General features: G+C 43.3%; 24 protein-coding genes and 2 pseudogenes. 22 read left to right on the top strand and 4 right to left on the bottom strand.

Features of this window, described 5'->3' with window-relative positions:
• The first annotated feature begins 99 nt into the window (after nucleotides 1–99).
• From RHOM_RS12910 to RHOM_RS12835, 17 genes and pseudogenes are all read left to right on the top strand, one after another.
• Nucleotides 100–765, top strand: a complete 666-nt coding sequence (locus RHOM_RS12910; RefSeq protein WP_014080771.1) for a response regulator transcription factor — start codon at nucleotides 100–102, stop codon at nucleotides 763–765.
• Complete coding sequence (locus RHOM_RS12905) at nucleotides 749–2,194, top strand: HAMP domain-containing sensor histidine kinase (protein WP_014080770.1); 1,446 nt, start codon at nucleotides 749–751, stop codon at nucleotides 2,192–2,194. The genes RHOM_RS12910 and RHOM_RS12905 overlap by 17 nt, the downstream gene beginning before the upstream one ends.
• 112 nt (nucleotides 2,195–2,306) lie before the next feature.
• On the top strand, nucleotides 2,307–2,939 hold the full coding sequence (locus RHOM_RS12900) for a hypothetical protein (protein ID WP_014080769.1): 633 nt from the start codon (nucleotides 2,307–2,309) through the stop codon (nucleotides 2,937–2,939).
• A 110-nt stretch (nucleotides 2,940–3,049) separates the two neighbouring features.
• Nucleotides 3,050–3,316: pseudogene (locus RHOM_RS17085) on the top strand (transposase); the annotation flags it as partial.
• 181 nt (nucleotides 3,317–3,497) lie between these two features.
• Nucleotides 3,498–4,268 carry a peptide arginase family protein gene (locus RHOM_RS12895; protein ID WP_014080768.1) on the top strand — a complete coding sequence of 257 codons (771 nt, stop codon included), beginning with the start codon at nucleotides 3,498–3,500 and terminating at the stop codon, nucleotides 4,266–4,268.
• Between the two features lie 3 nt (nucleotides 4,269–4,271).
• A complete protein-coding gene (locus tag RHOM_RS12890; protein ID WP_014080767.1) occupies nucleotides 4,272–5,072 on the top strand; it encodes a DUF2971 domain-containing protein in 801 nt (266 codons plus the stop codon).
• Nucleotides 5,073–5,097: 25 nt separating this feature from the next.
• Nucleotides 5,098–6,156 carry a PDDEXK nuclease domain-containing protein gene (locus RHOM_RS12885; RefSeq protein ID WP_014080766.1) on the top strand — a complete coding sequence of 353 codons (1,059 nt, stop codon included), beginning with the start codon at nucleotides 5,098–5,100 and terminating at the stop codon, nucleotides 6,154–6,156.
• A gap of 141 nt (nucleotides 6,157–6,297) precedes the next feature.
• Nucleotides 6,298–7,113 (top strand): hypothetical protein, encoded by an 816-nt coding sequence (locus tag RHOM_RS12880; RefSeq protein WP_014080765.1) that lies wholly within the window; start codon nucleotides 6,298–6,300, stop codon nucleotides 7,111–7,113.
• Nucleotides 7,114–7,184: 71 nt separating this feature from the next.
• Nucleotides 7,185–8,246, top strand: coding sequence for a HEPN domain-containing protein (locus RHOM_RS12875; protein ID WP_014080764.1), 1,062 nt, complete (start codon nucleotides 7,185–7,187; stop codon nucleotides 8,244–8,246).
• Nucleotides 8,247–8,740: 494 nt separating this feature from the next.
• Nucleotides 8,741–9,022, top strand: a complete 282-nt coding sequence (locus RHOM_RS12870) for a hypothetical protein (protein WP_014080763.1) — start codon at nucleotides 8,741–8,743, stop codon at nucleotides 9,020–9,022.
• A 423-nt stretch (nucleotides 9,023–9,445) separates the two neighbouring features.
• Nucleotides 9,446–11,377, top strand: coding sequence for an HsdM family class I SAM-dependent methyltransferase (locus RHOM_RS12865; protein WP_014080762.1), 1,932 nt, complete (start codon nucleotides 9,446–9,448; stop codon nucleotides 11,375–11,377).
• Entirely contained in the window at nucleotides 11,370–11,912 is a 543-nt protein-coding gene (locus RHOM_RS12860; RefSeq protein ID WP_052298530.1) for a restriction endonuclease subunit S, read from the top strand. The genes RHOM_RS12865 and RHOM_RS12860 overlap by 8 nt, the downstream gene beginning before the upstream one ends.
• On the top strand, nucleotides 11,909–12,418 hold the full coding sequence (locus tag RHOM_RS12855) for a restriction endonuclease subunit S (RefSeq protein ID WP_044024694.1): 510 nt from the start codon (nucleotides 11,909–11,911) through the stop codon (nucleotides 12,416–12,418). The genes RHOM_RS12860 and RHOM_RS12855 overlap by 4 nt, the downstream gene beginning before the upstream one ends.
• 140 nt (nucleotides 12,419–12,558) lie before the next feature.
• A complete protein-coding gene (locus RHOM_RS18320) occupies nucleotides 12,559–12,657 on the top strand; it encodes a helix-turn-helix domain-containing protein (RefSeq protein ID WP_021884829.1) in 99 nt (32 codons plus the stop codon).
• 80 nt (nucleotides 12,658–12,737) lie between these two features.
• Nucleotides 12,738–13,100: pseudogene (locus RHOM_RS12845) on the top strand (ORF6N domain-containing protein); the annotation flags it as partial.
• 59 nt (nucleotides 13,101–13,159) lie between these two features.
• Nucleotides 13,160–14,326 (top strand): methyl-accepting chemotaxis protein, encoded by a 1,167-nt coding sequence (locus tag RHOM_RS12840; protein WP_052298528.1) that lies wholly within the window; start codon nucleotides 13,160–13,162, stop codon nucleotides 14,324–14,326.
• Nucleotides 14,327–14,404: 78 nt separating this feature from the next.
• On the top strand, nucleotides 14,405–16,531 hold the full coding sequence (locus RHOM_RS12835) for a SulP family inorganic anion transporter (RefSeq protein WP_014080758.1): 2,127 nt from the start codon (nucleotides 14,405–14,407) through the stop codon (nucleotides 16,529–16,531).
• Here the strand turns inward: RHOM_RS12835 and RHOM_RS12830 are convergent.
• The gene (locus RHOM_RS12830) at nucleotides 16,523–16,978 is read right to left on the bottom strand and encodes a TetR/AcrR family transcriptional regulator (protein ID WP_197736946.1); all 456 of its coding nucleotides are present in this window, start codon (nucleotides 16,976–16,978) and stop codon (nucleotides 16,523–16,525) included. The two genes, RHOM_RS12835 and RHOM_RS12830, sit on opposite strands and share 9 nt — an antisense overlap.
• Nucleotides 16,979–17,074: 96 nt before the next feature.
• On the opposite strand from RHOM_RS12830, the gene RHOM_RS12825 reads away from it, so the two are divergent.
• From RHOM_RS12825 to RHOM_RS12805, 5 genes are all read left to right on the top strand, one after another.
• The gene (locus RHOM_RS12825; protein ID WP_014080756.1) at nucleotides 17,075–17,305 is read left to right on the top strand and encodes a hypothetical protein; all 231 of its coding nucleotides are present in this window, start codon (nucleotides 17,075–17,077) and stop codon (nucleotides 17,303–17,305) included.
• 55 nt (nucleotides 17,306–17,360) lie between these two features.
• Nucleotides 17,361–17,828 (top strand): hypothetical protein, encoded by a 468-nt coding sequence (locus tag RHOM_RS12820; RefSeq protein ID WP_014080755.1) that lies wholly within the window; start codon nucleotides 17,361–17,363, stop codon nucleotides 17,826–17,828.
• 186 nt (nucleotides 17,829–18,014) lie between these two features.
• A complete protein-coding gene (locus RHOM_RS12815; RefSeq protein ID WP_014080754.1) occupies nucleotides 18,015–20,549 on the top strand; it encodes a hypothetical protein in 2,535 nt (844 codons plus the stop codon).
• A 135-nt stretch (nucleotides 20,550–20,684) separates the two neighbouring features.
• The gene (locus tag RHOM_RS12810) at nucleotides 20,685–20,939 is read left to right on the top strand and encodes an HPr family phosphocarrier protein (RefSeq protein ID WP_014080753.1); all 255 of its coding nucleotides are present in this window, start codon (nucleotides 20,685–20,687) and stop codon (nucleotides 20,937–20,939) included.
• 29 nt (nucleotides 20,940–20,968) lie between these two features.
• Nucleotides 20,969–21,442 (top strand): DUF6465 family protein, encoded by a 474-nt coding sequence (locus RHOM_RS12805; protein ID WP_014080752.1) that lies wholly within the window; start codon nucleotides 20,969–20,971, stop codon nucleotides 21,440–21,442.
• Between the two features lie 59 nt (nucleotides 21,443–21,501).
• Here the strand turns inward: RHOM_RS12805 and RHOM_RS12800 are convergent, their stop codons facing one another.
• From RHOM_RS12800 to RHOM_RS12790, 3 genes are all read right to left on the bottom strand, one after another.
• Complete coding sequence (locus RHOM_RS12800; protein WP_014080751.1) at nucleotides 21,502–22,680, bottom strand: ribose-phosphate pyrophosphokinase; 1,179 nt, start codon at nucleotides 22,678–22,680, stop codon at nucleotides 21,502–21,504.
• Nucleotides 22,681–22,760: 80 nt separating this feature from the next.
• Entirely contained in the window at nucleotides 22,761–23,741 is a 981-nt protein-coding gene (locus tag RHOM_RS12795; protein ID WP_014080750.1) for an ATP-binding protein, read from the bottom strand.
• 16 nt (nucleotides 23,742–23,757) lie between these two features.
• The gene (locus RHOM_RS12790; RefSeq protein WP_014080749.1) at nucleotides 23,758–24,864 is read right to left on the bottom strand and encodes a DnaD domain protein; all 1,107 of its coding nucleotides are present in this window, start codon (nucleotides 24,862–24,864) and stop codon (nucleotides 23,758–23,760) included.
• Nucleotides 24,865–24,868 lie beyond the last annotated feature (4 nt).

Genomic DNA, 24,868 nt, shown 5'->3' with positions numbered 1-24,868 from the left:
TGCTGACACCGGATTTTAGTTCTACGGTGATGTGGTTCATTTAGTTCTCCATCAGAAATTCATTTTTATATGCTATTCTTTAAAAAAGGAGGTTGGCTTATGCAAAATATTTTAGTCGTCGAAGATGATATTGATATTCAAGAAATATTGAATAATTACTTGACTGACGCTGGATATAAAGTAATTATTGCTTCTGATGGTGTTGCTGGAATTGCTAAATTCAATTCAGAAATTGACCTCGTATTATTGGATATTATGCTCCCTAAGATTGATGGTTATGGTGTGTGTGAGGTTATTCGGCAAAAGTCAAAAGTTCCCATTATTATGCTGACAGCTCTTTCGGATGAAGAAAACCAGTTGCGAGGATTTGAACAACAAATTGATGACTATATTCCAAAGCCCTTTTCGCCCAAAATTCTGCTCTGTAAAATTGCTGCTATTCTACGTCGCGGTTTACAAGATAACATTGATAAGGACATTATCATTTATAAGGATTTACGCATGGATATTGAGGGTTTCCATTTGTATTGTAAAGAGCAAGAAGTTATATTAACGCAGAAAGAATTTGATTTACTTCGCCTTTTACTTGAAAATCAAGGTCGAGTATTTACACGACAAATGCTACTTGATCGGCTATGGGATTTTGATACCTATGTTGAAGACCGTATTGTTGACAGCCATATCAAAAATCTAAGGAAAAAATTAAACGTAGATTATATAGAAACGATTAGAGGGGTGGGATATAGAATTGATAAAAGCAATTAAGAAAAAACTGTCGGGAAAAGTCTTTCTCATTACGTTTGTGCTACTTGTATCTGCTTGCAGCGGGACTTTTTTCTGTATCTTAAAAATTATGCCATCCTCATACTTAGATACCTTAAACCGAAATGCAGAGGCACAATCTTTAGAGTTGCTGGATACCCTGTCTACTTATGATAATCTGGACAAGTGCATAAAAGCTATATCCGACTTTGAAATTCAAACAGGGTCAACGGTCTGGCTTGATGACGAATATGGCAATACTCTTTATCCCTCGAATGTTACGACTGAACAAGACATGGTTACAGCCGATAGTTATGTTACATTTGACGGTAGCAATACAACAGATGAGAATGTAGTATCGACGGAAAAAGATACAAAAGCTTACCAGTTTTCATTGAAAAACGGGGCATCCTACACGCTCGTTGTGATAACAGACCTTTATGTTGTGCGGCAATCAACGGAAGTGTTGTTGTCTACATTTCCCTATGTTATCGTCATGGTGTTTATTCTGTCAATATTGTGTGCCTTGTTCTATTCTCGTTTTATTACTCGGCCTGTTCTAAAATTGAGTGCCACCTCAAAGCAAATGGCAAGTCTTGACTTTTCGGGGCGGTGCGATGAAACGCGATCTGACGAGTTGGGATGTCTGGCTCATAATTTGAATTGCTTGTCCGACTCACTTTCACACTCCATGTTGGAACTGCAAGAAGCAAATGCACAGCTTAAAACAGATATTGAAAAAGAACGAGAATTAGAACGTCAGCGAATGGACTTCTTTGGTGCTGCGTCCCATGAATTAAAAACGCCGCTTACTGTTCTAAAGGGGCATTTATCGGGAATGTTGAATGGTGTGGTTGGCTATGAAAATCACTCCAAATATCTCCAACGCTCTTTAGCTGTTACGGAAAAAATGGAAGTTCTTATAAGAGAACTTCTCTATATTTCTAGAATTGAAAAAAATAAAACTTCTATACAATTTGCAAATATTGATTTTGCAGAATTACTCCGTACAGTGATTGCAGAACTAACAGATTTTATTTCAGAGAAAAAACTATCCCTACACATAAATATACCAGATAGAGTGAGTTGCCCTTTGGATAGGGCGGAAATGGAACGAGCTATTCAAAATATTCTAATAAATGCTATACGCTATTCACCAGATGGCGAGCAAGTCATTGTTACTGTCACTGAAACTAATACTATAATAAGCTGTAGTATCGAAAATACTGGTGTTAAAATTCCAGAAACTACGATTTGCCACTTGTTTGAACCGTTTTATCGCGTAGACATTTCAAGGAATAGCGCAACCGGTGGCACCGGCTTAGGTCTGTATATTGTCCGAGGAATACTTGAAAATCATAATGCAGAATATGGTATCAAGAACACCGAAAATGGTGTGTGTTTCTGGCTGAGACTTCCGAAAAAGCAATAAGGTAACTCCATCAAAAATCCACATTCCCTGCAAATTAAATCCAAATCGCTTTGATATGATATAGTCGTCCCCAAAAGGGGCGACTATATTTTTTGAAAGTGAGGTATTGCTTATGAGAACAAAAAAATTACTTGGTATCGGGCTGGGAAGTTTGTTACTGCTTAGCCTTGTCGGTTTCGGCACAGCCGCAGCAGCTCAACATCAAACCGAAGCCGAGCCTCCCATTTCCTTGGAGAAAGAAGTCTTGTGCCGAACCGGGGAAAATGGCTTACAGTTCAGCCTTGATGGTAATAGCTGGATGCCGCAATCTGAATATGAAAAAGAAATTCCCAAAATCGACTGGTGGACTGCTTCTGAATATGAAGATTGGATAGCCACGCAAAAAACCGAACTTGAGGCTCTTATTGGCACAGGAGATGGTTGGTATGATGGGCAGGGCGTTTTCCATGAATGGACACAAGACAGCGTAAATGCCCAAATCGCAGAGTACGAGAAAATCTTGGACGAGATCAAATCTGGCACATTGTATTCCAAAGATAACGACGAGGGTATCGGCTATGCACAGATCCCCCCGGATGGCAAAGATATTGTCTCTGTCTATGGGGCGAATTTTGTTCGGAGCGACGGGAGTTCTTTCCACATTGGTGATTTTGCCACTCAGGAGGAATTGGACGATGCGATTGAAAAGGCTGTATCAGATGGTCAGATAACACAAGAAGAGGCTGATACTGCATCTTACCAGTAAATATGTAAAATCTGCCGGACGACGGCAAAGAAAAAGCCGTCGTATAGCAGACAAATTGCCATGCATCTATTTCTTGCGGCGGCTTTGATTTTCAGAGCCGCCGTTTCTTTTCGTCTATCCCATCTAAGGCATTTACCGAGTTTTGTGAGTCCATGAATATCACACAAAGTATGAGCAAAGCGGGATACCCTTATGATAATGCTCCGATGGAACGTTATTTTAATACATTGAAAAATGAGTGCACCAACCTGTATGAATTTGAGACAGAGGAAGCCCTCTATCAAACGGTAGATGATTTTTCATATGTTGAATACAATTATGTGCGCCCGCATAGTTATAATGGTTACGCTACTCCACATGAAGCAAGGGTGGCGTAGCTGGAGCAAGATATTTTTTAGCCACAAGTGTTACAAAAATGCTTGACCACAGCAGTTCGGGCGTTTTATTGTTGGCATAAGTAAATGATGGGAAAAGTGAATTGTAACTTAATGCTGATATTGATACAATAAATTTGATAATTATGCTAAGCGTAGGTATTGAAATAGAATGAAGAATAATATGAGAATAGTGGATATAGATATGGACTATTTCTTAAAGGAAATCCCTATTATAATATCGGAAAACAATACAGATAGATTACCAGATGAAGATTATCAAGTATGGAGCAAAGATGAAGTGATTGATTTTTTGGAAAATAAACTGGGGCTTTCTAAAGAAACAAAAATTAAGGGGAAAATAGTCACCCACCATAATGAGGCATTATATTATTGGAGAAAGTTAATACAAGAAGAGAGATTGTCGATACCTTTTGAAGTAGTACATATTGATTCACATGCTGATTTGGGTTTGGGATATCCTTCTTGGACATTTATTATTGACTCTTTGATTACAGTGCCAGTAGAAGAAAGAACAAAAATAGAAAATTATGGTAACATGTTTGAAAAGTATTATGAGCCAAGAATAGGAGATTATTTGTTATTTGCACTGGCGTTCAGATGGATTAAAAAACTTGTTTATGTGTGTAATCCTGCAGACATAGGAAATGATTATGTGTGGATGATTTTGAAAGATGGGATGGAACCAAATGATAAAATTCAGTTGGTTCATAATGAAGAGATGAAAGCGATAGAGATTGCGTCAAATACAGAAAGGTATTATGCAACAGCAAAGCGTGAACCAGAGGTGGATTTTGAAATTGTAAGGTGTGCTGAGAATATCAGTTACAATGGAGAGTTTGATTATTTAACCTTCTGTGTTTCTCCGAATTATACACCAACAGCTGCTGATTTTATTATTGAATTAATGAAAGAATACATTGAGGGGGAATAGGGTATGGATTATGATAGATATATTGAATTATACAGACAGGGAAAATTTCAAGAGGCTGTTGAGTATAAGGCAACTCAAGTTCCAACAAGATTAGTAAAGTATTATAGCTTGAATGATAACGTAACTGTTAATAAATCAAAATTACAATATCTAAAAGAGCAAAGAATATTTTTAAGTACAGCTTCCGGATTTAATGATCCATTTGAGGGAAAATTTTTTAAGTTTGATAAAGATAAACTGGAAAAGAGTGGTTGGGATAAAGAGATGGTAGTAGATTACTATACTTCTGTGGCGAATGGATTCCGATACACTTGCTTGAGTAATACTGATGAAAATAATATGCCAATGTGGGCTTATTATGCAAACAATCATCAGGGTTTTTGTGTTGAATATCTGCTATGTGATATGCAGAAGAAATATATTTTTCCTGTAACTTATGAGCCAGAAAGAGTATCTGCAAATGCTATTACTACAAATTTATTATATGAATATATGAAAATGAAAGAGGAAGGCAGAGAGTATACAGATACATCAGCGGATGCAAATGTCTATTTGCAGATGTTGATTTTATCTCTTGCAGCAAAACATAAAAGTTGGGAGCATGAAAGAGAGTATAGAATTATTTGTCATCGAGATGATTTTCCGGCAATTCCTTCCAAAATTTACATAGGTCTTAATTGTAAAGAAGAATATAGAAAAGAGCTTGTTGAAGTGGCTAAGAGTATTGATGTATGCAAAGCATATCAAATGGAATTTGATGAGGATAGTAAAGTGTTTGGTTTGAAAAAGAGATTATTAATATAATACGCTGAAAAGGGGCTATGATATTATGTCAAATGAATTAAAAATTATAAATGATGAGAATTATCAGAAATGGATTTGTGAGATAAAGGAACTGGTTCATGTCAGCCAATTAAAAGCGGCAGTTCAAGTAAACACAGAAATGATAAGAATGTATTGGCATATTGGAAAAGAAATTTCGGATAAGCATGCAGATGCAATTTGGGGAACGGGTTTCTATAAGACAATGAGCCAGTCTTTAAAAGAGGAATTTCCAAGTGTAAGTGGTTTTTCGGTGACAAACTTGAAGTACATGAAACGCTTTTTTGAATTTTACAAAAGTGATAATGAAAATCGTCAACAGGTTGTTGACGATTTGGAAAAAATATGTTCAATACCTTGGGGACACCATATTCTAATAATGACAAAATGCGAAAATGTAACAGAAGCATTATTTTATGTACACAAAACATTAGAAAATGGTTGGAGCAGAGCAATGCTGCTTAATTTTCTGGATGTGAATCTTTATAAGTCACAGGGAAAAGCAATAACAAATTTTGACAGACAGCTTCCGGCTTTGCAAAGTGATTTGGCGAAAGAAGTAATCAAAGACCCATATAACTTTGATTTTCTGACATTAACAGAGGGATACCGAGAAAAAGAACTTGAGGATGCATTGACAAATAATATAACAAAATTTTTGTTGGAATTAGGACAAGGGTTTGCGTATATCGGTAGACAGCAACCGATTATGATTGGTCAAAAAGAAATGGCAATGGATCTTCTGTTTTACCATATGAAATTGAGGTGTTATGTTGTCATTGATTTAAAAGTAGGCGAGTTTGATGCATCTTATACCAGCCAGATCGGAACTTATGTTGTTGCAGTAAATCATCAATTAAAAACAGAGATGGATAATCCAACAATAGGATTGATTATCTGTAAAACAAAGGACAATGTGGTTGCTGAATATTCACTGGAAGCTAGTAGTGTACCGATAGGGATTTCTGAATATCAGTTGTCAAAAGTTCTTCCGAAGGAAATTGAAAGCTCACTTCCTTCGATAGAGGAGATTGAGAAGTCGTTGAAAGCTATTACAGGAGAGTAAAGCCGGATAAACAGAGATGTATCAGTATGGAAATATTAGAGAAATCAATGTTCCTAATTAAAACATTTAGAAGTAAAAGAAAACGAAAAAAGAAGTCATGAACATAGATTTCCTAGAAATAAAATGGTTGGAAGGAATGATATGATGAGAGATGATTTTAAACAATCAACAATAAACTTATTGGCAAATCGAGTTGGATGGAAATGTAGTAATCCGGGATGCAGAAGAACGACACGAGGTGCAGGAACAGAATCGACAGATGTGATTAATATTGGGGTAGCAGCTCATATTACAGCGGCAGCTAAGGGCGGTCCCAGATATGACAATAATATGACTTCCCAAGAAAGAAGATCATACGAGAATGGAATATGGTTGTGCCAGTCATGTTCAAAATTGATTGATTCAGATGTACAACGATACTCGGTAGATAAACTTAAAAAATGGAAAGAAATATCAGAACAAATGGCTGTACTTGAATTAGAGACAGGGACAGAAGGTGGATATACAACAGACAGAGAAATTATTAAGTTTCTTGTATGTTGTTTTGACCGCCCGGCATTTAGAGATCCAATTTGTCAGGAAGGAAGAATGGAAGATTTTGATAAAGCAATTGAGGATACAATAATTGCCTTAAATACAGGTATTCTTAGAACTAGAGACGGAAATATTTTAAGAAAATCAGAGGGGAAATCAGCCATTAGTAATGATGAGTGGCGTGAAAAACTTAATGTAATTGGAGATATGTTATCTGCATTACGAAGACGATTAAAAATAGCTAAGGCAGCAGGGGCTTATTCTACCTATGGTGAAGGAGAGGTAATGTATTGCTTTAGTGACAGGCAACTAGGAGAGTGGTTTGATTCTACTCGTGAAGAAATACTGAAAATTTTATCCTCGATTTGTGAGGACATGGGGATGTCAGGATTGCGTTTTCCACGAAATAAGTATAGATGGTAAATTATACGGCTAGATTACATCATGAAAATAAGGGATAATGGATAGGCTTAGGATACGAGAGAGGAAATAATATGAACTTTTTGATTAATAGATTGGATAATTTGGATATTGGTAGCAAAAGTTTTGAGTTTATTCCTGAAAATATTAAGAAGGATATAAATATGGATGGAATGATTGTTGGTGCAAATGGTCAGTTTTTGGTTAACCAAAAGGATATAATGGTTTTGATAAAAAAATCAGGTTTGAAAAATCAAATAGGTGAAAATATGTATAATGCTATATTAAGGAAGCCAATGATGGTTTTTTTAATCCCTACACAAGAAAAAGAATTTGAAAGTACCAAAGAAGAACTCGATATGACATATGGTATGAAGTTAATACATTTAAATAATTTTGCGCAGGCATTTTCTTTGGGATGTTGGTTTGTAAAGGATTCTTGCGTTATGGCTAATTTTATTTATTGGATTAATATGCTTAATGGATATAATTCACAAGATACAAGAGATATGCCCATAACTATGAGTAATGGGACGATATCAGAAATATGCCTAACAGATGTTGAAATGGCAGAAGCAATTGATAGAATGTATGAAGTATATCGTTGTTTATTGCCAGATGAGTCCGCAATGGGGCGAGTTGAAAATACATATAGCGTAGGAACACAGGTATGGAATATCGATAAAGCAATAAGTACGGAGGGAAAAAGTTTTGCAAGAGCTTTGATAATATTACAAGAAGCTCGTAGAACAGGAGTCTTATCGAGTAAAATAGATAAGTATTGTTCTGTTTTGGAATGTATATATGCCATAAAGAAAGAACATAAGAAGAATATATCCAATATTACTGCTGCATACATAGGGAAAGATAGTGAGGAACAAGAAAGAATTAGGGAAAATATGAGAGATGCCTATGGGGTACGTTCGGATGGCTCTCATGGAGATAATTTGAAATATTTGCAAGAAAACAATAGGGAAAATTTGGTGAAATTATCGACAGATATCGATGATTATGTTAGAAGAGTTTTTAGGAAGGTTATCGCTGTAGAAAATTTAAATTATAATAATACTTCGGAAGAAAAAGCACGTGTAAGAAAGTATTTTAGCGATTTGGCGAAAACGGTTTATCCTGAATAATTTAGTTCATACATGGTGTAAGACTGTATGCAAAATGTTATAAAGTAGATAAATGATTTTGTTACTTTATCAAAATGAGTAGAATCAAGCCTCCAAGTCCACAAAGATTTGGAGGTTTTCTTCTGCCCATTTTTAGAGGAAAGTAATTTCCGAAATAAACAATCTATGGTACAATATCCTAGAAGTTATCCACGGATAAGTGAACCATAGAGAAAGAGCAGAACACAAATCACACGCAGGTCAGTCAGACCTGTATCTCAAAACAAATCTAATCTTTTTCTATGGCAGATGCAAAGTGGTGCATCATGCTTATTTTTGCAGGTCCGATAGAGGACCGTTGCATCATTTTTGAATCCAAGGCTTAACGAAAAGCCAGGGGATGTGCATCTTTATTGCACACTCATGGCATGTGGAGACGGTTGCCTTACTTTCCAAGGGCGCTGAGCAAAGGTCCGGTGGACCTTTGCTCAGCGCGGACCGAAGTGGAACGGAGAATGGTCGACAGCAGGAAAGTGAAGGTGGACTTCTCTCTGGAGGATATGGATCTAGCTGAATTTAAGGGAAAAGCAACTTATGAGCAGATAAAGGCATATGTATTGGAACAGACTGGACTTAAGGTTTCTTCGCTGTATATTGCACAGATTAAGAAGAAATGCGGACTGGATGTCAGTGAGAACTTCAATCTGGCTAAATCAGAGAATGCCAGACAGCCACAGTGCACACCGGAGAAGGAAGATGCGATTATGCAGGCATTTAGACATTTTGGAATCATATAGATTGTGAATAAGTAGCATCGTGTGTTAAAAATATAGTAAAGTATGGGAAAAGGACATTCCGGAACTGTAGATTTTACAGGTCAGGGGATGTCTTTTTTGCTGATATGGAAGTGTTCAAGGGACAAGGTAATGATACTGAAGTAATAAGACTAATATGAATGATATCTATCTTATCTGATTAGAAGATATGGATTGATGGAACTTTGGTTGCTTTTAGTATATATTAACAGCCCGGTATTTGACTTTGGTACTGGACTGTTTGCTAATTGAATCCACTACAAGATATTGAATGGAAGTAAATGATATGAGACAAGGTTTGTTCATGATTCTTCGTAATGCCTAGATTGAGATTTTTGCCAACTTATGATATTCTTATATTTGGGTTTTGCACCCAAAACACATAGAAGGTCAGGGAGCGGAACTATGGCTAAAAAAGAAGCAAATTTTGATTTATATATACACGATCTGTTAGTTGAAGCTGGCATTCAGGCAGATACACAGGGCAGTAACATTGTACCTATCAATGAAGCACTGAAAACAGCGTCAAAACACCAAACAGGTAAGGTAGGATTTCCAGAATACATAGCGGTTGTAGATGATTTTGTCCTTGTCATGGAAGATAAAGCGGACCGTGCGAATCTTTGTTTAAAAGAAGCAGATGGCACTATTTCTATGACGGTACAGGCAACAACCGATTATGCTGTTAATGGTGCGTTGCATTATGCACAGCACATTTTGCAGAAAACAACCTACAAAAAGGTCTTTGCGTTTGGCAATGCTGGTGATAGCAAACATCACACTTTACAGCCACTTTTTGTAGATAAGAACGGATATAAATGGCTACCGGAAGTCCAAACTTTTGAAAACTTTTCAATGGCACATATTGTGGAATATTACAAACGACTTGTGCTTGAAGAAACACCTCCGGAAGATATTGAACTTGCAGATATTTTAAAAAAGGCAAAGGAACTGCATGAATATCTGCGAAATTATGGTGGACTTGGGGAAGATGAAAAGCCACTTGTGGTATCAGCAATTCTTCTTGCCTTGCGTGAAAAAGAATACGGTTTTAATTTAAATCAGTTGACGGGAGATACACTGGAGAGCAACACGGACGGTGCTATTCTGTATCAATATCTTGAAAAAAATTTACAACGTGCAAAAGTTGCCCCAGAAGTAAAAAAACAGCGTGTTTTGAATCAGTTTACGTTGATAAAGGATAGACCACAGTTAAACACAAAGCGTGCGGATTTAGGAGATAAAACACCTCTGAAATATTTTGCAGAGTATATTAACAACAACATTTTTCAGGCGATTGTATCAAATGGGCGTGAAGATTATTTGGGACGTTTTTATGGTGAATTTGTTTCTTACTCGGGAGGTGATGGTCAGGCACTTGGTGTTGTTCTTACACCTCGTCATATCACGGAATTGTTCTGTGAATTGGTAGATTTAAAACCGACTGATGTTATATTTGATCCGTGTTGCGGCACGGGTGGATTTTTGATTTCTGGAATGCATAAAATGCTACGGTTAGCAAAAAGTGATGCAGAACGCAAGCACATCAAGCAACAACAAATTTATGGAATAGAAATTCGTGACGATATGTTTTCGATTGCAACAACGAATATGATTTTGCGTGGGGACGGTCAAAGTAACTTGATTTGTGAAGATTTTCTGGCACAAGACCCTGGTGAATTGCAGTTAAAGGGGGGTGGCATTACAGTAGGCTTTATGAATCCACCGTATTCACAGGCAAAAGGCAAGGACACAGCAAACCTTTCGGAATTGTGTTTTATCCGTCATTTGCTTAATTCAATTACAACAGGCGGGCGTGTAGCTGTGATTGTACCTGTGTCCGCTATGATTGGAAAAACAAAAGAAGATAAAGCCGTCAAGCAGGATATTCTGAAAAAACATACTTTAGAGGGTGTTATCAGCTTAAATAAAGATACATTCTATCGGGTCGGTACTGTTCCATGTATCGCTGTTTTTACAGCAGGTGAACCGCATCCGGCAGATAAGATTGCAAAATTCATCAATTTTGAAGATGATGGGTTTGAAGTCAAAAAGCACTTGGGATTAGTGGAAACTGAACGTGCAAAAGATAAACAGCAGTATCTTCTTGATTGTTGGCGTGGCAAGGTGGCGGATTTTCCATCAAGTTTCATGGTGGAAACAACTGTTGAAGATACGGACGAATGGTTACATTCCTTCTACTACTATAACGATGAAATACCAACAGAAGACGATTTTATGAACAGTATTGCTGACTATTTGACATTTGAGTTTAACATGGTCACACATGGTAAAGGGTATCTGTTTGAACAGAAAGGCGGTGATAATAATGCTTGAGTTGCATGATAGAGAATGGAATGAATTCTACTTACGTGATATTTTCCCAGATATTCAGCGTGGCAAGAGATTAAAAAATGCTGACCATATACAGGGAAAGACTCCTTATGTATCATCTTCTGCAATAAATAATGGTGTTGACGCATTTATAGGGAATGATGACAAAGTAAGAAAGTATAAGGAATGCCTAACTTTGGCAAATAGTGGCAGTGTTGGAAAGACTTTTTATCACAGCTATGAATTTATTGCAAGTGACCATGTAACATCATTGAAATCAGATAGATTAAATAAATACAGCTATTTGTTTATAGCAACCATTGTCCAGCGCCTTGAGGAAAAATATAGTTTCAACCGTGAAATAAATGATGTGCGAATAAACAAAGAAAAAATTGTTTTACCTGTTGATGAATCTGGCACACCTGATTATGACTTTATGGAGCAGTATATTAAAGAACGAGAACAGCAAATTGTACAAAAATACATTGAATATACTGGTAAAAATATCCAATTCGGGGGGGGGGACTTCCGCCGTTGAAGGAAAAGGAATGGAAAGAATTTTACCTACGTGATATTTTTGTTATTCGCCCTGGAAAGCGATTAACAAGAAGTAATATGCAATCTGGCACAAAACCCTTTATAGGTGCGTCCGATTCTAATAATGGCGTAACGGCTTTTGTAGGCAATACGAATGCGTCAGAGGATCGAAATGTTCTAGGAGTAAATTATAATGGCAGTGTGGTCGAAAATTTTTATCACCCATATACCTGTATTTTTTCAGATGATGTAAAACGCTTTGTTTTGCGAAAACACAATGGAAACAAATATATTTACCTATTTATGAAAACTGTAATTCTTCAACAAAAAAACAAGTATGCTTACGGCTATAAATTCAATGAAGAACGTATGCAGAAACAGATGATACTATTGCCAACTGCAGCTAACGGTCAGCCAGATTACGATTATATGGAGCAATATGCAAAGAAGTTGTTTAGTTCCCTAAGATTACAATATCTGCACGAAAAAGTGACGGTTGCTATTTGACCGTCACTTTTTCGAGGTACAATATATCATTAAGTCCTATTGTATCCATCAAAGATACCGAGGTTAGTGTGAAAGTTTGCTTGAAACAGATTTTTTCTTTATAATTGATTGTTTTGTTTGTTGTTGGGTATGAGAGCGGCATGACAATGGTAGAAATTGCGAAGCGGAACAATGTCAGTGAGAGGACGATTTATAGGTATAAAGCGTATTATGACAAAATGAAGAAAAAAGAAGAATAGACCATTTTGCTGATGTCAGCAATATGTTATATGAGAGTTGCGGACGATTTTTTTGACCGCAAAATGGATGGAGGAGTTCTATGGCAGAAGATAAAAAGAAAGAAGAAATTGCTGTGATTGATATTACAGAAGAATATTTGAAAGAAAGAATTTATGAAATTCGAGGACAAAGAGTAATCTTAGATGCCGATCTTTCTGAAATATATGGTTATACTACAAAAGCATTTAATCAACAAGTAAAAAATAATATTGAGAAATTTGATGAAGATTTTATGTTTGAACTTACGGATGACGAGGTAGAAAATTTGCGGTCAAATTTTTTGACCGCAAATCTTAACAGTAAGAGCAGATATAATCCTCATGTATTTACAGAGCAAGGATTATATCTGCTGATGACTGTCTTGAAAGGACCGTTGGCTGTTAAGCAGAGCAAGCGGACGGTACCACAAAATACGGTTCCGTACAGCTGGTAGGAGAAACCGGATATCTGGTGGTCAGCAACATGCCGTTCCTTGAATACTATCAGATGCTGTTTGCGACGATCGGCGTACTCTTAGTCATTTTCGCAGTGGGAATTATCGTGGTGATGCGCAGCATCGACAAGAGCGCATATGCGCTGTCAAAACCGATCGCAGAATTGGACGAGACGGCAAGCAGGCTGGCAGAGGGAGATCTGGATGTCGAGCTGAATGTTACGGCAAAGAATGAGATCGGAGAACTGGCGGAATCGATTCGGGCGACGGTCGCGCGCCTGAAGGAATACATTGCCTACTTAAAAGAAGCATCCGGCGCACTGGATCAGATTGCAGACGGAAAGCTGGAGATTCATCTCGAACAGGAATATGTCGGGGAATTCCGTCAGTTAAAAGACGCGCTTCTTCATATTTCAAGTTCGATGAATGATGTCATGAAAAATATCAGCGCAAGTTCCCAGACGGTGACTTCGAGTGCCGGCGATCTGGCAAATGCGGCACAGCAGCTCGCAGAGGGCAGCGGCACGCAGGCGGCAGCAGTGGAGGAACTGGTCGCAACGGCGACTTCCGTGGTGGAGCAGGTGGAGGAGAGCAAAAAAGACGCCCTGCATTCTGCCGAGGAGACGGAGAAAGTGACAGCCATGATGGAACAGAGTCAGGATAAAATGCAGGAAATGATGGAGGCAGTGCAGAAAATCCACGAGACGTCGGAACAGGTTGTCGGAATCATTGCGACGATCGAGCAGATCGCGGATCAGACCAATCTGCTCTCGCTGAATGCATCTATAGAGGCGGCGCGTGCGGGCGAGGCCGGAAAAGGATTTGCGGTTGTGGCGGATGAGATCGGAAAACTGGCACAGGAGAGCTCAAAAGCTGCCAATATGACGCGGAATCTGATCAGCGTTTCGATGGAGGAGATTGATAAGGGCAATCAGATTGCGGATCATGTGATGGATTCCCTGAAGACGGCGGTAGAAGCCGTGGATAAAGTCAACACGATGATCCAGAAGACGGCGGAAAACGCGGCGGATCAGGCACAGAGCATGGAACAGATCCGGGTAGGAATCGAGGAGATCTCGCAGGGAGTACAGGACAATTCGGCGATTGCCGAGGAGAGCTCCGCAACCTCGGAAGAACTTGCATCCCAGGCGACACTGCTCAATGAGCTGGTGCAGCATTTTGAACTGCAGCCATAAAAACATCGAATCCCTTTTGCTGACATTATTTTCTTAAAGTGGTAAAATAACACAAAAGCAGCAAAGGAAGTGTGACAGATGAAGATCAGGCTTGTACAGACAATAAGAAATTATGACAAGAAAAATCTCGGGAAGGATCTGACCGCCGGGCTCATCATCATGGCGGTCTCGATTCCGATCTCCATGGGATACGCGCAGATTGCGGGACTGCCGGCGGTATACGGACTGTACGGATCGGTGTTCCCGATTCTCCTGTTTGTGTTGTTTTCGACGTCACCGCAGTTCATTTTCGGCGTGGACGCCGCGCCTGCCGCGCTGATCGGAGCGGCGCTTTTGGATCTGCACATCGAGAGCGGCTCAGAGGAGGCGCTGGCGGCAGTGCCGGTGCTGACCGCGTTTGTGGCGCTGTGGCTTCTCGCGTTTTACGTGATGCGGGCGGGAAAGCTGGTCAACTATATCTCGGCGCCGGTGATGGGAGGCTTTATCACCGGTATCTGTACGACCATCATCCTGATGCAGGTGCCGAAGCTTCTGGGCGGCACTGCGGGGACGGGAGAATTCTTTGAGCTTGCGGAGCATATCGCGGAGACGGCGGGGGAGATCAACCTGCCGTCCCTGGCGCTTGGCGCGGCTGCGCTTGTGATACTGCTGATTGCAAAAAAGCTCATGCCGAAATTCCCGATGGCGGTCCTTTTGATGGCAGCGGGCGCTCTGATGACAAAGTACCTGCCTCTGCGCGCTTGGGGCATTAAGACGCTGGATGCTGTGGAGCCGGGACTTCCGGTCTGGAGCCTGCCGGATTTTACGGCGGTGCCGGTAAGGGAGGCGGTTACGATCAGCCTGTCGGTGGCGGTTGTCATCATGGCGGAGACGCTGCTCGCAGAAAATAATTTTGCACAGAAAAACGGGTACCGCATCAACGACAATCAGGAGATCCTGGCATTTGCGATGGGCAATCTTGCCGCGGCGCTGACCGGATGCTGCCCGATCAACGGCTCGGTCTCCCGGACGGCGATGGGAGAGCAGTATCAGGCAAAGACACAGCTGACCGGGATTGTGGCGGGACTTTCGATGATCGTGCTGCTGCTTGGCGGAACCGGGTTTATCGGCTATCTTCCGGTGCCGGTGCTGACGGCAATCGTGATCTCCGCTCTGCTTGGCGCGACGGAGTTTGAGCTGGCGGTCCGGTTGTGGAAAGTCAGCCGCACGGAATGTCTGATCTTTGCCGGTGCATTCTTCGGAGTGCTGATGCTCGGGACGATCAACGGCGTACTGATCGGCATCATCCTCTCCTTTTCCGAGATGATTATCCGCACTGCAAAGCCGGCGCGCTGTTTTCTGGGAATTCAGCCGGGGCACCGGCATTTCCGCGATCTGAAAGAAGGAAGCCAGATCCATGCGGTTGAGGGAGTGTTAATCTACCGGTTCAGCAGCAACCTGTTTTTTGCCAACATACAGGTGCTAAAGCAGGACATCGAGGACCATGTGACGGAGCAGACAAGGGCGGTCATCCTGGATGCGAGCGGCATTGGCAGTATGGACATCACGGCGGCGGACGGACTGGGAATGTTATATCAGTCGCTGAAAGAAAAAGGCATCCGCTTTTACATGACAGAGCACATCGCCGATTTAAACGAACAGCTCCGGAAACTGGGGCTTGGCTACATGATCGAAGAAGGAAGCGTGCGCAGAACGATCCATATTGCGTTAAAAGATATGGGAATCAAGCGCCCGTATCCGCTGGAGGGCGGTGTGGACAATGACGACCGCAGTGCCTCGAGAAAGCGCGCGGACAACCGCGTGCAGGAATTTGTCTGGGCATTTGGCACGGAGACGGAGGAACAGATTGAAAAACAGATTCTTTTGCAGATTGAACAGCTGAAGGAGGGCGGTGATGTGGAAAATCTGCTGCATGGCAGATGGTCACACATGGAAGCAATGGATGAAGACGAGTGGCTGGAACATCTGGAAGAACACTTAAAGGAGATTGTGAACATCTCCGGAAAGGATGAGAAGACACTCGCAAGACGTCTGGAGGAACACCGCAGGGAGGTGCATGACCGCATTGCAACAGAGCATCCGGAGCTTGCGGAGCGCTTCAAGGAGCGCAGACATGTACTGGATGAGCATTTAAAGCAGAGAAGACCGGAGGTCTATGAGCTTGTGGTGAGTCTGCGCGAAAAGGAAAAGACAGATTTAAAATAAAGAAACAACACCGTTATTTAACAGGGTGCCGGAGAGCGCAATCAGCCTCTCAAGCGGCACTCTTTTTTTGTCTGCCACCCACTGCCGGTAAATATTGACGGAGGTGACGCATAAAAACGTGTTGATGATATTCTGCTCCTCCCTGGAAAATGCGGCGTAGGGATTATGTCTCGTGCGATTGTGAATCATGGTGTTTAAGAATAATTTATCGGCGAATTCGCGGTAGCCCGGTGCGCATAAAAGGCGCTCGGCGTACGGCTCCTGTCTGGCGGTAAACTCGAAAAAGACGCGGTTTACTTCCGTAAAAGGCGCATCGATCGGGAGCTGGTCGATGGCATGGTAATACTCTTCGGTGATCTGCCCAAGGAGATCTTCAAACAGAGCCTCGATGCAGGTATAGTGCAGATAGAACGTTTTCCGGTGGATCAGAAATACAACGAGTGCCATGCTCAGAAAATGGATGAAGAATACTGGCAAGTGCCGCGGCAGTTGTGCTATACTGGGAGACAGAACGACACAACAGAAGAAAGGGAGTATGATATTATGATGAATCCGGCTTCACTTATGAAGATTATGAATGCGAGAAACAAGTTCGTTGAGAACCATCCGAAGTTTGCGGCGTTTTTAAACGCGGTATTTTCTGCGGGCATTACGGAGGGAACAGTAATTGAAATCACCGTCACCAAGCCGGGCGAGGAGCCGATCACGACCAATATGAAGGTGCTCCAGTCCGATCTGGATTTATTGGACGAGTTAAAGAATCTGGCGCAGTAACCCGGCGCGCGCGCACTGCATATGATATAGCGAAGTTATCTATAGGGAGTATAGAGTGGACTATAATCAGGAGCAGTTTTTCCGCGCGCAGTTTGATGTGCCCAAGATGCCTTTTTATATGAGCTACCCCATGCAGAATCTGTATCTGACCGAGATGGAGTATGAGAAGGATATGGACCGCATGAAGGAGCTGTATCCCAAAGAGGTTGGCAGGATTGTGGAGTGCGTGGAAGACGAATGTGACAGAATGGAATACGAGGGCAGCCTGATGTTTGATGAGTATCCGGACCGTCTGATGATTGAGATGGTGGTAGACCGCATCCAGAAGAAAGTCACAGGAGAAGACGGCGAACTGGAGGCAGAGCAGTTTCACGGAGGCATGCAGCCGCCGCCCGGACACAGACCGCCGCCACCGCCGCCGCCCGGACAGAATGATCATCTGCGGGAGCTGATCGGTGTGATTTTAAACAACGAAATGTACCGGAGACGCTGCCGTCACCGCCGCTGCAGACGCTGGTGGTAACGGGGGTGCGAAGCCCCGGATAAGATCGAAAACAATTCTTAAAAATCAGAGAAAGTCATTGCGGATTTATTTTAAAATGCATACAATATAACTATCGCGTTTTTGTGCGATAGTTATTTTGTGTTAATATAACTATCGCGTTTTTGTGCGCGGTAGTTATTTTGCGTTATATAGGAGGAATGACCGTTGCGGAAGGGAACCATAAAGGCAGCAGTCTTGGCGGCAGTGTTCATCGGAGCAGTGCTTATATTTGGAAGATTTATGAATGATACTAACGAGGATCTGACGACGGAGATGAAGGAGGCGACGCTGCCGGTCATCACCATGTATCAGGGCGATCAGGAGCTGAATGAACTACACGGGTATGTGACGGAGATGGATGCCGCATATATGCGCGATACCATTACGCCGGTGGGGGAAGACCGGAAGCTTCCGATTGTGATACAGACGAATCAGACGGCGGTCGACACGATTTCCTATGAGATCCGCAGTCTCGATGCCACACGCCTGATTGCGAATGCGGATGTCACCTCCTATGAGGAGCGCAGCGGGAAGATCACGGCAGATCTGCAGATCCAGAATCTGCTGGAAGAGGGCGAAGAGTATCTGATGATTATCCGCCTCGGGAGCGGAGACCGTTCGATCTGTTACTATACCAGGATCGCGGAGCCAGTCGACTGCTATGTGAGCGAGTGCGTCGCATTCGTCAAGGATTTTAACGATAAGACGTTCAACGATGAGACCTCCGGAACACTGGCGACTTACATGGAGCGGACGACCGGGGATAACACGACGCTGCAGTTCGTGTCGTTAAATTCTTCTCTAAAGCAGGTGAGCTGGGCGGATTTTAAGGGAGAGCGTCTGACAGAGCCGGTTCCGTCAATCAAGGAGATCACACCGACCTACAACGTGATCGTGCTCGATTATGTGGTATCCAGTGTCAACGAGAGCGGTCAGATTGAATACTATAATATAGAAGAATATTACAGGGTGCGCTACACCACAAGCCGCATCTATTTGCTGAATTTCGAGCGAACCATGAACCAGATTTTCCGCGGAGAAAATGACAGCGTTTACGATCAGTATATCCAGCTTGGAATCCGCGAAGCGAACGTTGAATACAAGGCGAATGAGGCGGGAACCAGTGTGGCGTTCGTGCAGGAGGGAGAACTCTGGAGCTACAATACGGTGGAAAATACGCTTGCAAAAGTGTTCAGTTTCCGCGGTTACGAGGGAATTGACAGCCGCGAGAACTACGGAGAACACGACATCAAGATCGTCGGTGTGGACGAAGCCGGAAGCGTGGATTATATCGTGTACGGTTACATGAACCGCGGAATTCATGAGGGGGAAGTCGGAATTGCGGTCTATCATTACGACAGCCTGGCGAATACCGATGAAGAGCTGGTTTTCATCCCGTCAGATAAGTCGTATGAGGTGATGAAGTCGGAGCTCGGGCAGCTCATGTACGTAAACGAGGGCGGAGAGCTTTTCCTGATGCTGGACGGGTGTGTCTACGGAATCGATTTAAATACTCTCTCAGTGCGGGAACTGGTGACGGATCTGAATGTACAGGATTTTGCAGTGTCCGCGTCCAACCACTATTTTGCGTGGATGGAGACGGAGGGGGATTCCCAGATGGGCAGCAGTGTGATCCATGTGATGAATCTGTCGGATCAGAGCACGCAGGAGATTGCGGCGGGCACCGGGGAAGCCATCAAGCCACTTGGATTCATGGACGAGGACTTTGTGTACGGCATTGCCAGACAGTCGGATATTTTCGAGGACGCCGCCGGAAATGTGACATTTCCGATGTACCAGATCCGGATTGTGGATGTCTCGACAAAAGATCTTACCGTGCAGAAAACATACGAAAAGAGCGGCTATTTTGTGAGCGGTGTGTCGATCGAGGACTACACGATGCACTTGAACCGCATCCAGTATAACGGCACGGCATATGTCCCGGCGGATCAGGATATGATCATGAACCGCGAGGGAGATTCCGGAAAACTTGTCAATATTGCAACAAGCAGTTCGGCGGAAAAAGAGACCGAGGTGCAGCTTACGATTGCCGGAGCGTCCGCGGAAAAGACGCCGAAGCTTCTCACGCCGAAGGAGACGATTTTAGAGGAAGAGCGCACGGTGGCAATCAAGGAAGAGGGCAGCACAAAGCACTATTATGTATACGTGAAAGGTGATGTGGTGCTGGCGACAGACGATGTCACAGAGGCCGTCACGGCGGCAAACGACAGCATGGGAGTCGTGATTGGAGATAACCTCCAGTATGTATGGAAACGCTCCAGAAAGTCCGCACAGCCGGCACTGTCGGATATCGCGGTCGGTGCGGAGGACGCCGGCGCAGGAAGCATTGCGCAGTGCATCAATGCCATGCTGGAAAAAGAAGGAATCAATATCAGCGTGAACGCACTCATTGAGGGCGGAGAGACGCCGAAGAGTATCCTGAACAATACGATGAAGGATATGCAGGTGCTGGATCTGACCGGATGCAATATTGAGGAGGTTCTCTATTATGTCAGCTGCGGCAGCCCTGTATTTTCCATGACAGGAAGCACGGATGCGGTGCTGATCATCGGATATGACAGCAACAGCGTCGTGATATTCGACCCAGCGCTGGGGACGACATACCGGAAGACTCTGACCGAGGCGGATGAGATGTTTACAGCGGCAGGAAATGTATTTTTCACATATCTGGTGAAATGAAAGTGCATAAAAAAGCTCTTAAAGTAGGAAATTATTCGTGTAAGTTTAACAGATTTCATGTTCTTCTATTGCAAATTGGAAATAGATGGGTTATATTTTGAGACGTAGTACTTGAAAAGAGGAAATGGAGAGATTATGAGCAGAAAAGAGATTGTTGTATCGAATGTCTCAGAGGAACATAGTAATCCGATTGCAGAACTGGTTCAGGTTGCCTGCAGATTTGACAGTGATATTACACTTGAGAGTAACAACCGCCGGATAAATGCGAAGAGTATTATGGGAATCATGGCATTTAACCCGTCCAAAGGAATGACGGTGAACATCGTTGCCGAGGGCAGTGATGAAGAGGAAGCATTAGTAGCAATGGAAAAGTTTTTAGTATGTGAGTAGTTTTTTTGATGAGGAGGAGGGCTCTCATAATGGAAAAAAAGACGACAGCGAAACTTGATGAGACTAAGGCAGCAGTAAAGGCAGCAGAAGCAAAAGTTGCGGCGAAGGTTGAGGAGACCAAGACAGCAGCGAAGGAAGCAACTGCAAAGGTTGTGGCAAAAGTCGAGGAGACGAAGAACGCAGCCAAAGAGACAGAGGTAAAGGCGGCTACAAAGGTAGAAGAACCGAAGAAGACAGCAGCTGAGACCGCAAAGAAAAGAAAACCAAGAACAAAGACAGCGAAGAAGGCAGCAAAGGAAGAGCTTAAGCCTGAAGTGTATATCCAGTATCAGGGACGTGAAGGCGTGGTAGAGGATGCCATTAAGAAAGTGACAGAGCAGTTTGTGGCAGAAGGTCACAGAGCATCCACGATCAAATCACTTCAGCTCTACTTAAAGCCGGAAGAGAACGCAGCGTATTATGTGATCAATCAGAAAATTGCTGGCAGAGTAGACTTGTTTTAATACATAGGCATAATAAAGGGACTGACGCTTTTAGCGGGCAGTCCCTTTTTGGATTTTGTTTAGTTCTGCTCTGCTTTGTACTTTGCAACCAGACGCTGGATGCGGTCATACGGATTTAAGAGATCGCTGATCGAGCTGTCGTGATTTAACGTATCAATGATATAAGCAATGTATTTGCTCATGTCGCAGTTGATATAATATGGCTTTGCGAGCAGTTCCGGTGTCTGATAGGTCAGGTTGGTGGTTACGACCTTGTAGATTGTGCCGCCTGCAACAGCCTCGTCAAAGCGCTCCAGGCCGTTGGTGAACAGACCGAAGGTTGCAACAACGAAGATACGGTTTGCCTTTCTCTTCTTTAACTCGGTAGCAACATCAATCATACTCTCGCCGGAGGAGATCATATCGTCGATGATAATCACATCCTTGCCCTCGACGGAGGAACCTAAGAACTCATGTGCAACGATCGGGTTGCGGCCGTCTACGATCTTGCTGTAGTCGCGGCGCTTGTAGAACATACCCATATCCAGACCGAGCACGTTAGCCAGATATACGGCACGGTTGGTACCACCCTCATCCGGGCTGATAATCATCATATGCTCTGCATCGATCTTTAAGTCTTTGACTTCTCTTAAGATACCCTTGATGAACTGATAAGCAGGCTGTACGGTCTCAAATCCCTTGAGCGGAATGGCGTTCTGTACACGCGGGTCATGTGCGTCAAAGGTGATGATGTTGTCGACACCCATAGCGGTGAGCTCCTGCAGGGCAAGCGCGCAGTCTAAGGATTCACGGGCGGTGCGCTTGTGCTGACGGCTCTCATATAAGAACGGGATGATCGCGGTAATACGTCTTGCTTTTCCGCCGACAGCAGCAATGATACGCTTCAAATCTGCATAGTGGTCATCCGGAGACATGTGGTTCTTGTAACCGCATACAGAGTAGGTGAGGCTGTAATTGGTAACGTCGACCATCAGATACAGGTCATAGCCGCGGACAGACTCTTTGATGACACCCTTTGCTTCGCCGGTTCCGAAACGCGGCACTGCGGTTGAGATGATATAAGAATCTCTGCGATAGCCCTTGAACGCAGGGTCGTTCTGGTGCTGGTGCTGTCTCTTTTCGCGCCAGCCGACAAGGTACTGGTCTACCTTAAGACCGAGTTCTTTGCAGCTTTCCAGTGGGATGAGACCCAATGCTCCGTCAGGCATGGTTTCTAAGTTTCTTTCATCGTTTGGCATGAATGGTTCCTCCATTAAAGAATAGTTACATAGGTTTTATTTTCAATAGATTGCTCTAATGAAATACATGGATAAAAATGTTAACGGTTGCGCTTTAAGATACGGATGTCCGCGCCGAAGAGCTTTAATAATGTGTAATTGCTGGATATTCTGGATAAAACGCGCTCTGAATAAATATCGGCAAGCTGGTTCATCCCGAGGTTTGTGGAGATGATCGTGGATTTCTGCCGCAGAATGCGTTCGTTGATACATAAAAATAACTGCGAGGTCGTAAAGGAATTGGACAGCTCCGTGCCGAGATCATCGATGATCAGCAGATCGCAGTCGAAAATATTCCGGTGGGAAAGCAGTGCCTCCTCGTCCCGTTTGAACACGCCCTTGCTTAATATATCAAATAATTGGAATGCGGTAAAGTAAATGACGGAATGACCGCGGTCTAACAGCTCCTTGGCAATACAGTTGGACAAAAAGGTCTTGCCGATGCCGGTATCTCCGTAGAGGTAAAGATTGGAGAACGTGCTGTCGAAATGATCGATAAAATCGTGGCATTTTGCGACGGCATCCTTTGCTGTCTCAAGGGACGAGCGTCCGGTTGCCGGATTGATGTCATCCGCAGAATAGTAATCAAAGGAAAACGTGGAAAAATTCTCACGTTCCAGAATCTCTTTTAAGTTGGACTGGGTATAGACCAGATTGATGGCTGCCTGTTCAAAACAGTGACAGCGTCTGCCGTTCACATAACCGGTATCCCTGCAGTCCGGACAGTGGTACACCGGCTTCAGATAATCAGAAGTAAGCCCGTGCTCCTGCAACAACTGCTCCTTCTGCCTGCGGTAGTCCGAGAGCTTTTCACGGAGCGTGGCCAGAGCGGCCTCATCTCCGTCTAACAGCCGGCGTGCCTGCTCGACAGAACAGGTAGCGATCGCGTCATCGATCTCTTTAAGTGCCGGAATCCGGGCGTAGACGTCCTTTGTGCGGCGCTCGAGCTGGTGCTGGCTGGCTAACTGTTTTTCGTCATATTTGCGGAATATCTCGTCATACTGTGAATTGCTTAGCGGCATCTGTTTCCCCTTTAAATCAGTGTACGTTCGTGGTCAAAAGCATCTGCTCCAGTTCGTCGTAGTCGTAGGAGCGCTGCGTGAAATTGTTGAACTTGTTTTTGGATGCTGTATTGGCGGCAGCGGAAGCGGAACTTTTTTTGCGTTCCTGGTGCACCGCATCCAGTTTTGCAATGTCGGACAGATGGTGAACCTGCTTTTTGTTCCAGTCGGAAAGAATGGAATCCGTGTATTTGAAGTTCGGCTGATGCAGACTTGCCATGGTGCGCTTGCATGCCTCAAGGATGATGTCAGAGTCGAAACCGTACTCGTTCGTCCAGCGGCTGATATAAGCGATCTCGGTGGAAACCAGCTTGCGTCCGGTAATGCCGAACGCGTTCATCACGGCGTAGTACATTTTGCCAAGAACCGGGGAACCCTGCTTGGCCTCCTCGACGGTCGTGATATGCTGATCTGCCCAGCCAAGTGCGACTTTTTCTATGTATCGGATGCTGGTGTGATTGTTGCTCACACAGCTCTCAATCAGGTATACGATCAGCTCGGTGGAAAATCCGAGCACATCATAAAAATAGAGAAGCGTATTGATGTCGGTGGCGCTTAAGGTGCGGCCGAGATAACGCTCTGCGATGAAGAACAGCTCTGCGACGGATTCATTCTGGCGGAAATTCAAAATATCGTCCGCGGAATAGCTCTTTTTGGCAGGAACTGTCTGCGCCGGTGCCGGTGTTTCTGCCAAAGCGGCGGAAGCAGGGGCGTTCTGTACCGGTGCGCCGGCTGGCTCTGTCTGTCTTCCGGAAGTCCCCGGATCAGACGGGGCGGCATCTCTGGACGAAGAATCCAGCATGCGGATACCGGTCAGATTCTTATCATTGTCATATTCAAGCTGCAGCAGGTGCATGCGCTCCCAATAGGCAAGGGCACGCTTGACATCCTTCTCCGTGTGCTCGAACTTGTCCGCGATGGAAGAAATGGAAAAAGACGCCTGCGGCGCATTCATAAGGCGCAGCAAGTAGAGGTAAATCTTGACGAATTCCCCGTTGGCATCAGACATATATTCATCGATAAACGTGTTGGAAACACTGGTTGCAGAGACTGGACTGTCACTGTGTAGCTTAATATTTGCCATTGAA

This window comes from Roseburia hominis A2-183, assembly GCF_000225345.1.
Lineage (GTDB): Bacteria > Bacillota > Clostridia > Lachnospirales > Lachnospiraceae > Roseburia > Roseburia hominis.
This window is presented reverse-complemented; position numbering and strand designations above follow the sequence as displayed.

What these genes read in the sequence shown, in the direction of transcription:
- RHOM_RS12890 (WP_014080767.1), top strand. Translation starts at nt 4,272, where the DNA reads ATGGATTATGATAGATATATTGAATTATACAGACAGGGAAAATTTCAA.
- RHOM_RS18320 (WP_021884829.1), top strand. Translation starts at nt 12,559, where the DNA reads ATGACAATGGTAGAAATTGCGAAGCGGAACAATGTCAGTGAGAGGACG.
- RHOM_RS12910 (WP_014080771.1), top strand. Translation starts at nt 100, where the DNA reads ATGCAAAATATTTTAGTCGTCGAAGATGATATTGATATTCAAGAAATA.
- RHOM_RS12805 (WP_014080752.1), top strand. Translation starts at nt 20,969, where the DNA reads ATGGAAAAAAAGACGACAGCGAAACTTGATGAGACTAAGGCAGCAGTA.
- RHOM_RS12840 (WP_052298528.1), top strand. Translation starts at nt 13,160, where the DNA reads ATGCCGTTCCTTGAATACTATCAGATGCTGTTTGCGACGATCGGCGTA.
- RHOM_RS12875 (WP_014080764.1), top strand. Translation starts at nt 7,185, where the DNA reads ATGAACTTTTTGATTAATAGATTGGATAATTTGGATATTGGTAGCAAA.
- RHOM_RS12835 (WP_014080758.1), top strand. Translation starts at nt 14,405, where the DNA reads ATGAAGATCAGGCTTGTACAGACAATAAGAAATTATGACAAGAAAAAT.
- RHOM_RS12795 (WP_014080750.1), bottom strand. Translation starts at nt 23,741, where the DNA reads ATGCCGCTAAGCAATTCACAGTATGACGAGATATTCCGCAAATATGAC.
- RHOM_RS12860 (WP_052298530.1), top strand. Translation starts at nt 11,370, where the DNA reads ATGCTTGAGTTGCATGATAGAGAATGGAATGAATTCTACTTACGTGAT.
- RHOM_RS12830 (WP_197736946.1), bottom strand. Translation starts at nt 16,978, where the DNA reads ATGGCACTCGTTGTATTTCTGATCCACCGGAAAACGTTCTATCTGCAC.
- RHOM_RS12895 (WP_014080768.1), top strand. Translation starts at nt 3,498, where the DNA reads ATGAGAATAGTGGATATAGATATGGACTATTTCTTAAAGGAAATCCCT.
- RHOM_RS12900 (WP_014080769.1), top strand. Translation starts at nt 2,307, where the DNA reads ATGAGAACAAAAAAATTACTTGGTATCGGGCTGGGAAGTTTGTTACTG.
- RHOM_RS12825 (WP_014080756.1), top strand. Translation starts at nt 17,075, where the DNA reads ATGATGAATCCGGCTTCACTTATGAAGATTATGAATGCGAGAAACAAG.
- RHOM_RS12865 (WP_014080762.1), top strand. Translation starts at nt 9,446, where the DNA reads ATGGCTAAAAAAGAAGCAAATTTTGATTTATATATACACGATCTGTTA.
- RHOM_RS12790 (WP_014080749.1), bottom strand. Translation starts at nt 24,864, where the DNA reads ATGGCAAATATTAAGCTACACAGTGACAGTCCAGTCTCTGCAACCAGT.
- RHOM_RS12885 (WP_014080766.1), top strand. Translation starts at nt 5,098, where the DNA reads ATGTCAAATGAATTAAAAATTATAAATGATGAGAATTATCAGAAATGG.
- RHOM_RS12800 (WP_014080751.1), bottom strand. Translation starts at nt 22,680, where the DNA reads ATGCCAAACGATGAAAGAAACTTAGAAACCATGCCTGACGGAGCATTG.
- RHOM_RS12870 (WP_014080763.1), top strand. Translation starts at nt 8,741, where the DNA reads ATGGTCGACAGCAGGAAAGTGAAGGTGGACTTCTCTCTGGAGGATATG.
- RHOM_RS12880 (WP_014080765.1), top strand. Translation starts at nt 6,298, where the DNA reads ATGATGAGAGATGATTTTAAACAATCAACAATAAACTTATTGGCAAAT.
- RHOM_RS12810 (WP_014080753.1), top strand. Translation starts at nt 20,685, where the DNA reads ATGAGCAGAAAAGAGATTGTTGTATCGAATGTCTCAGAGGAACATAGT.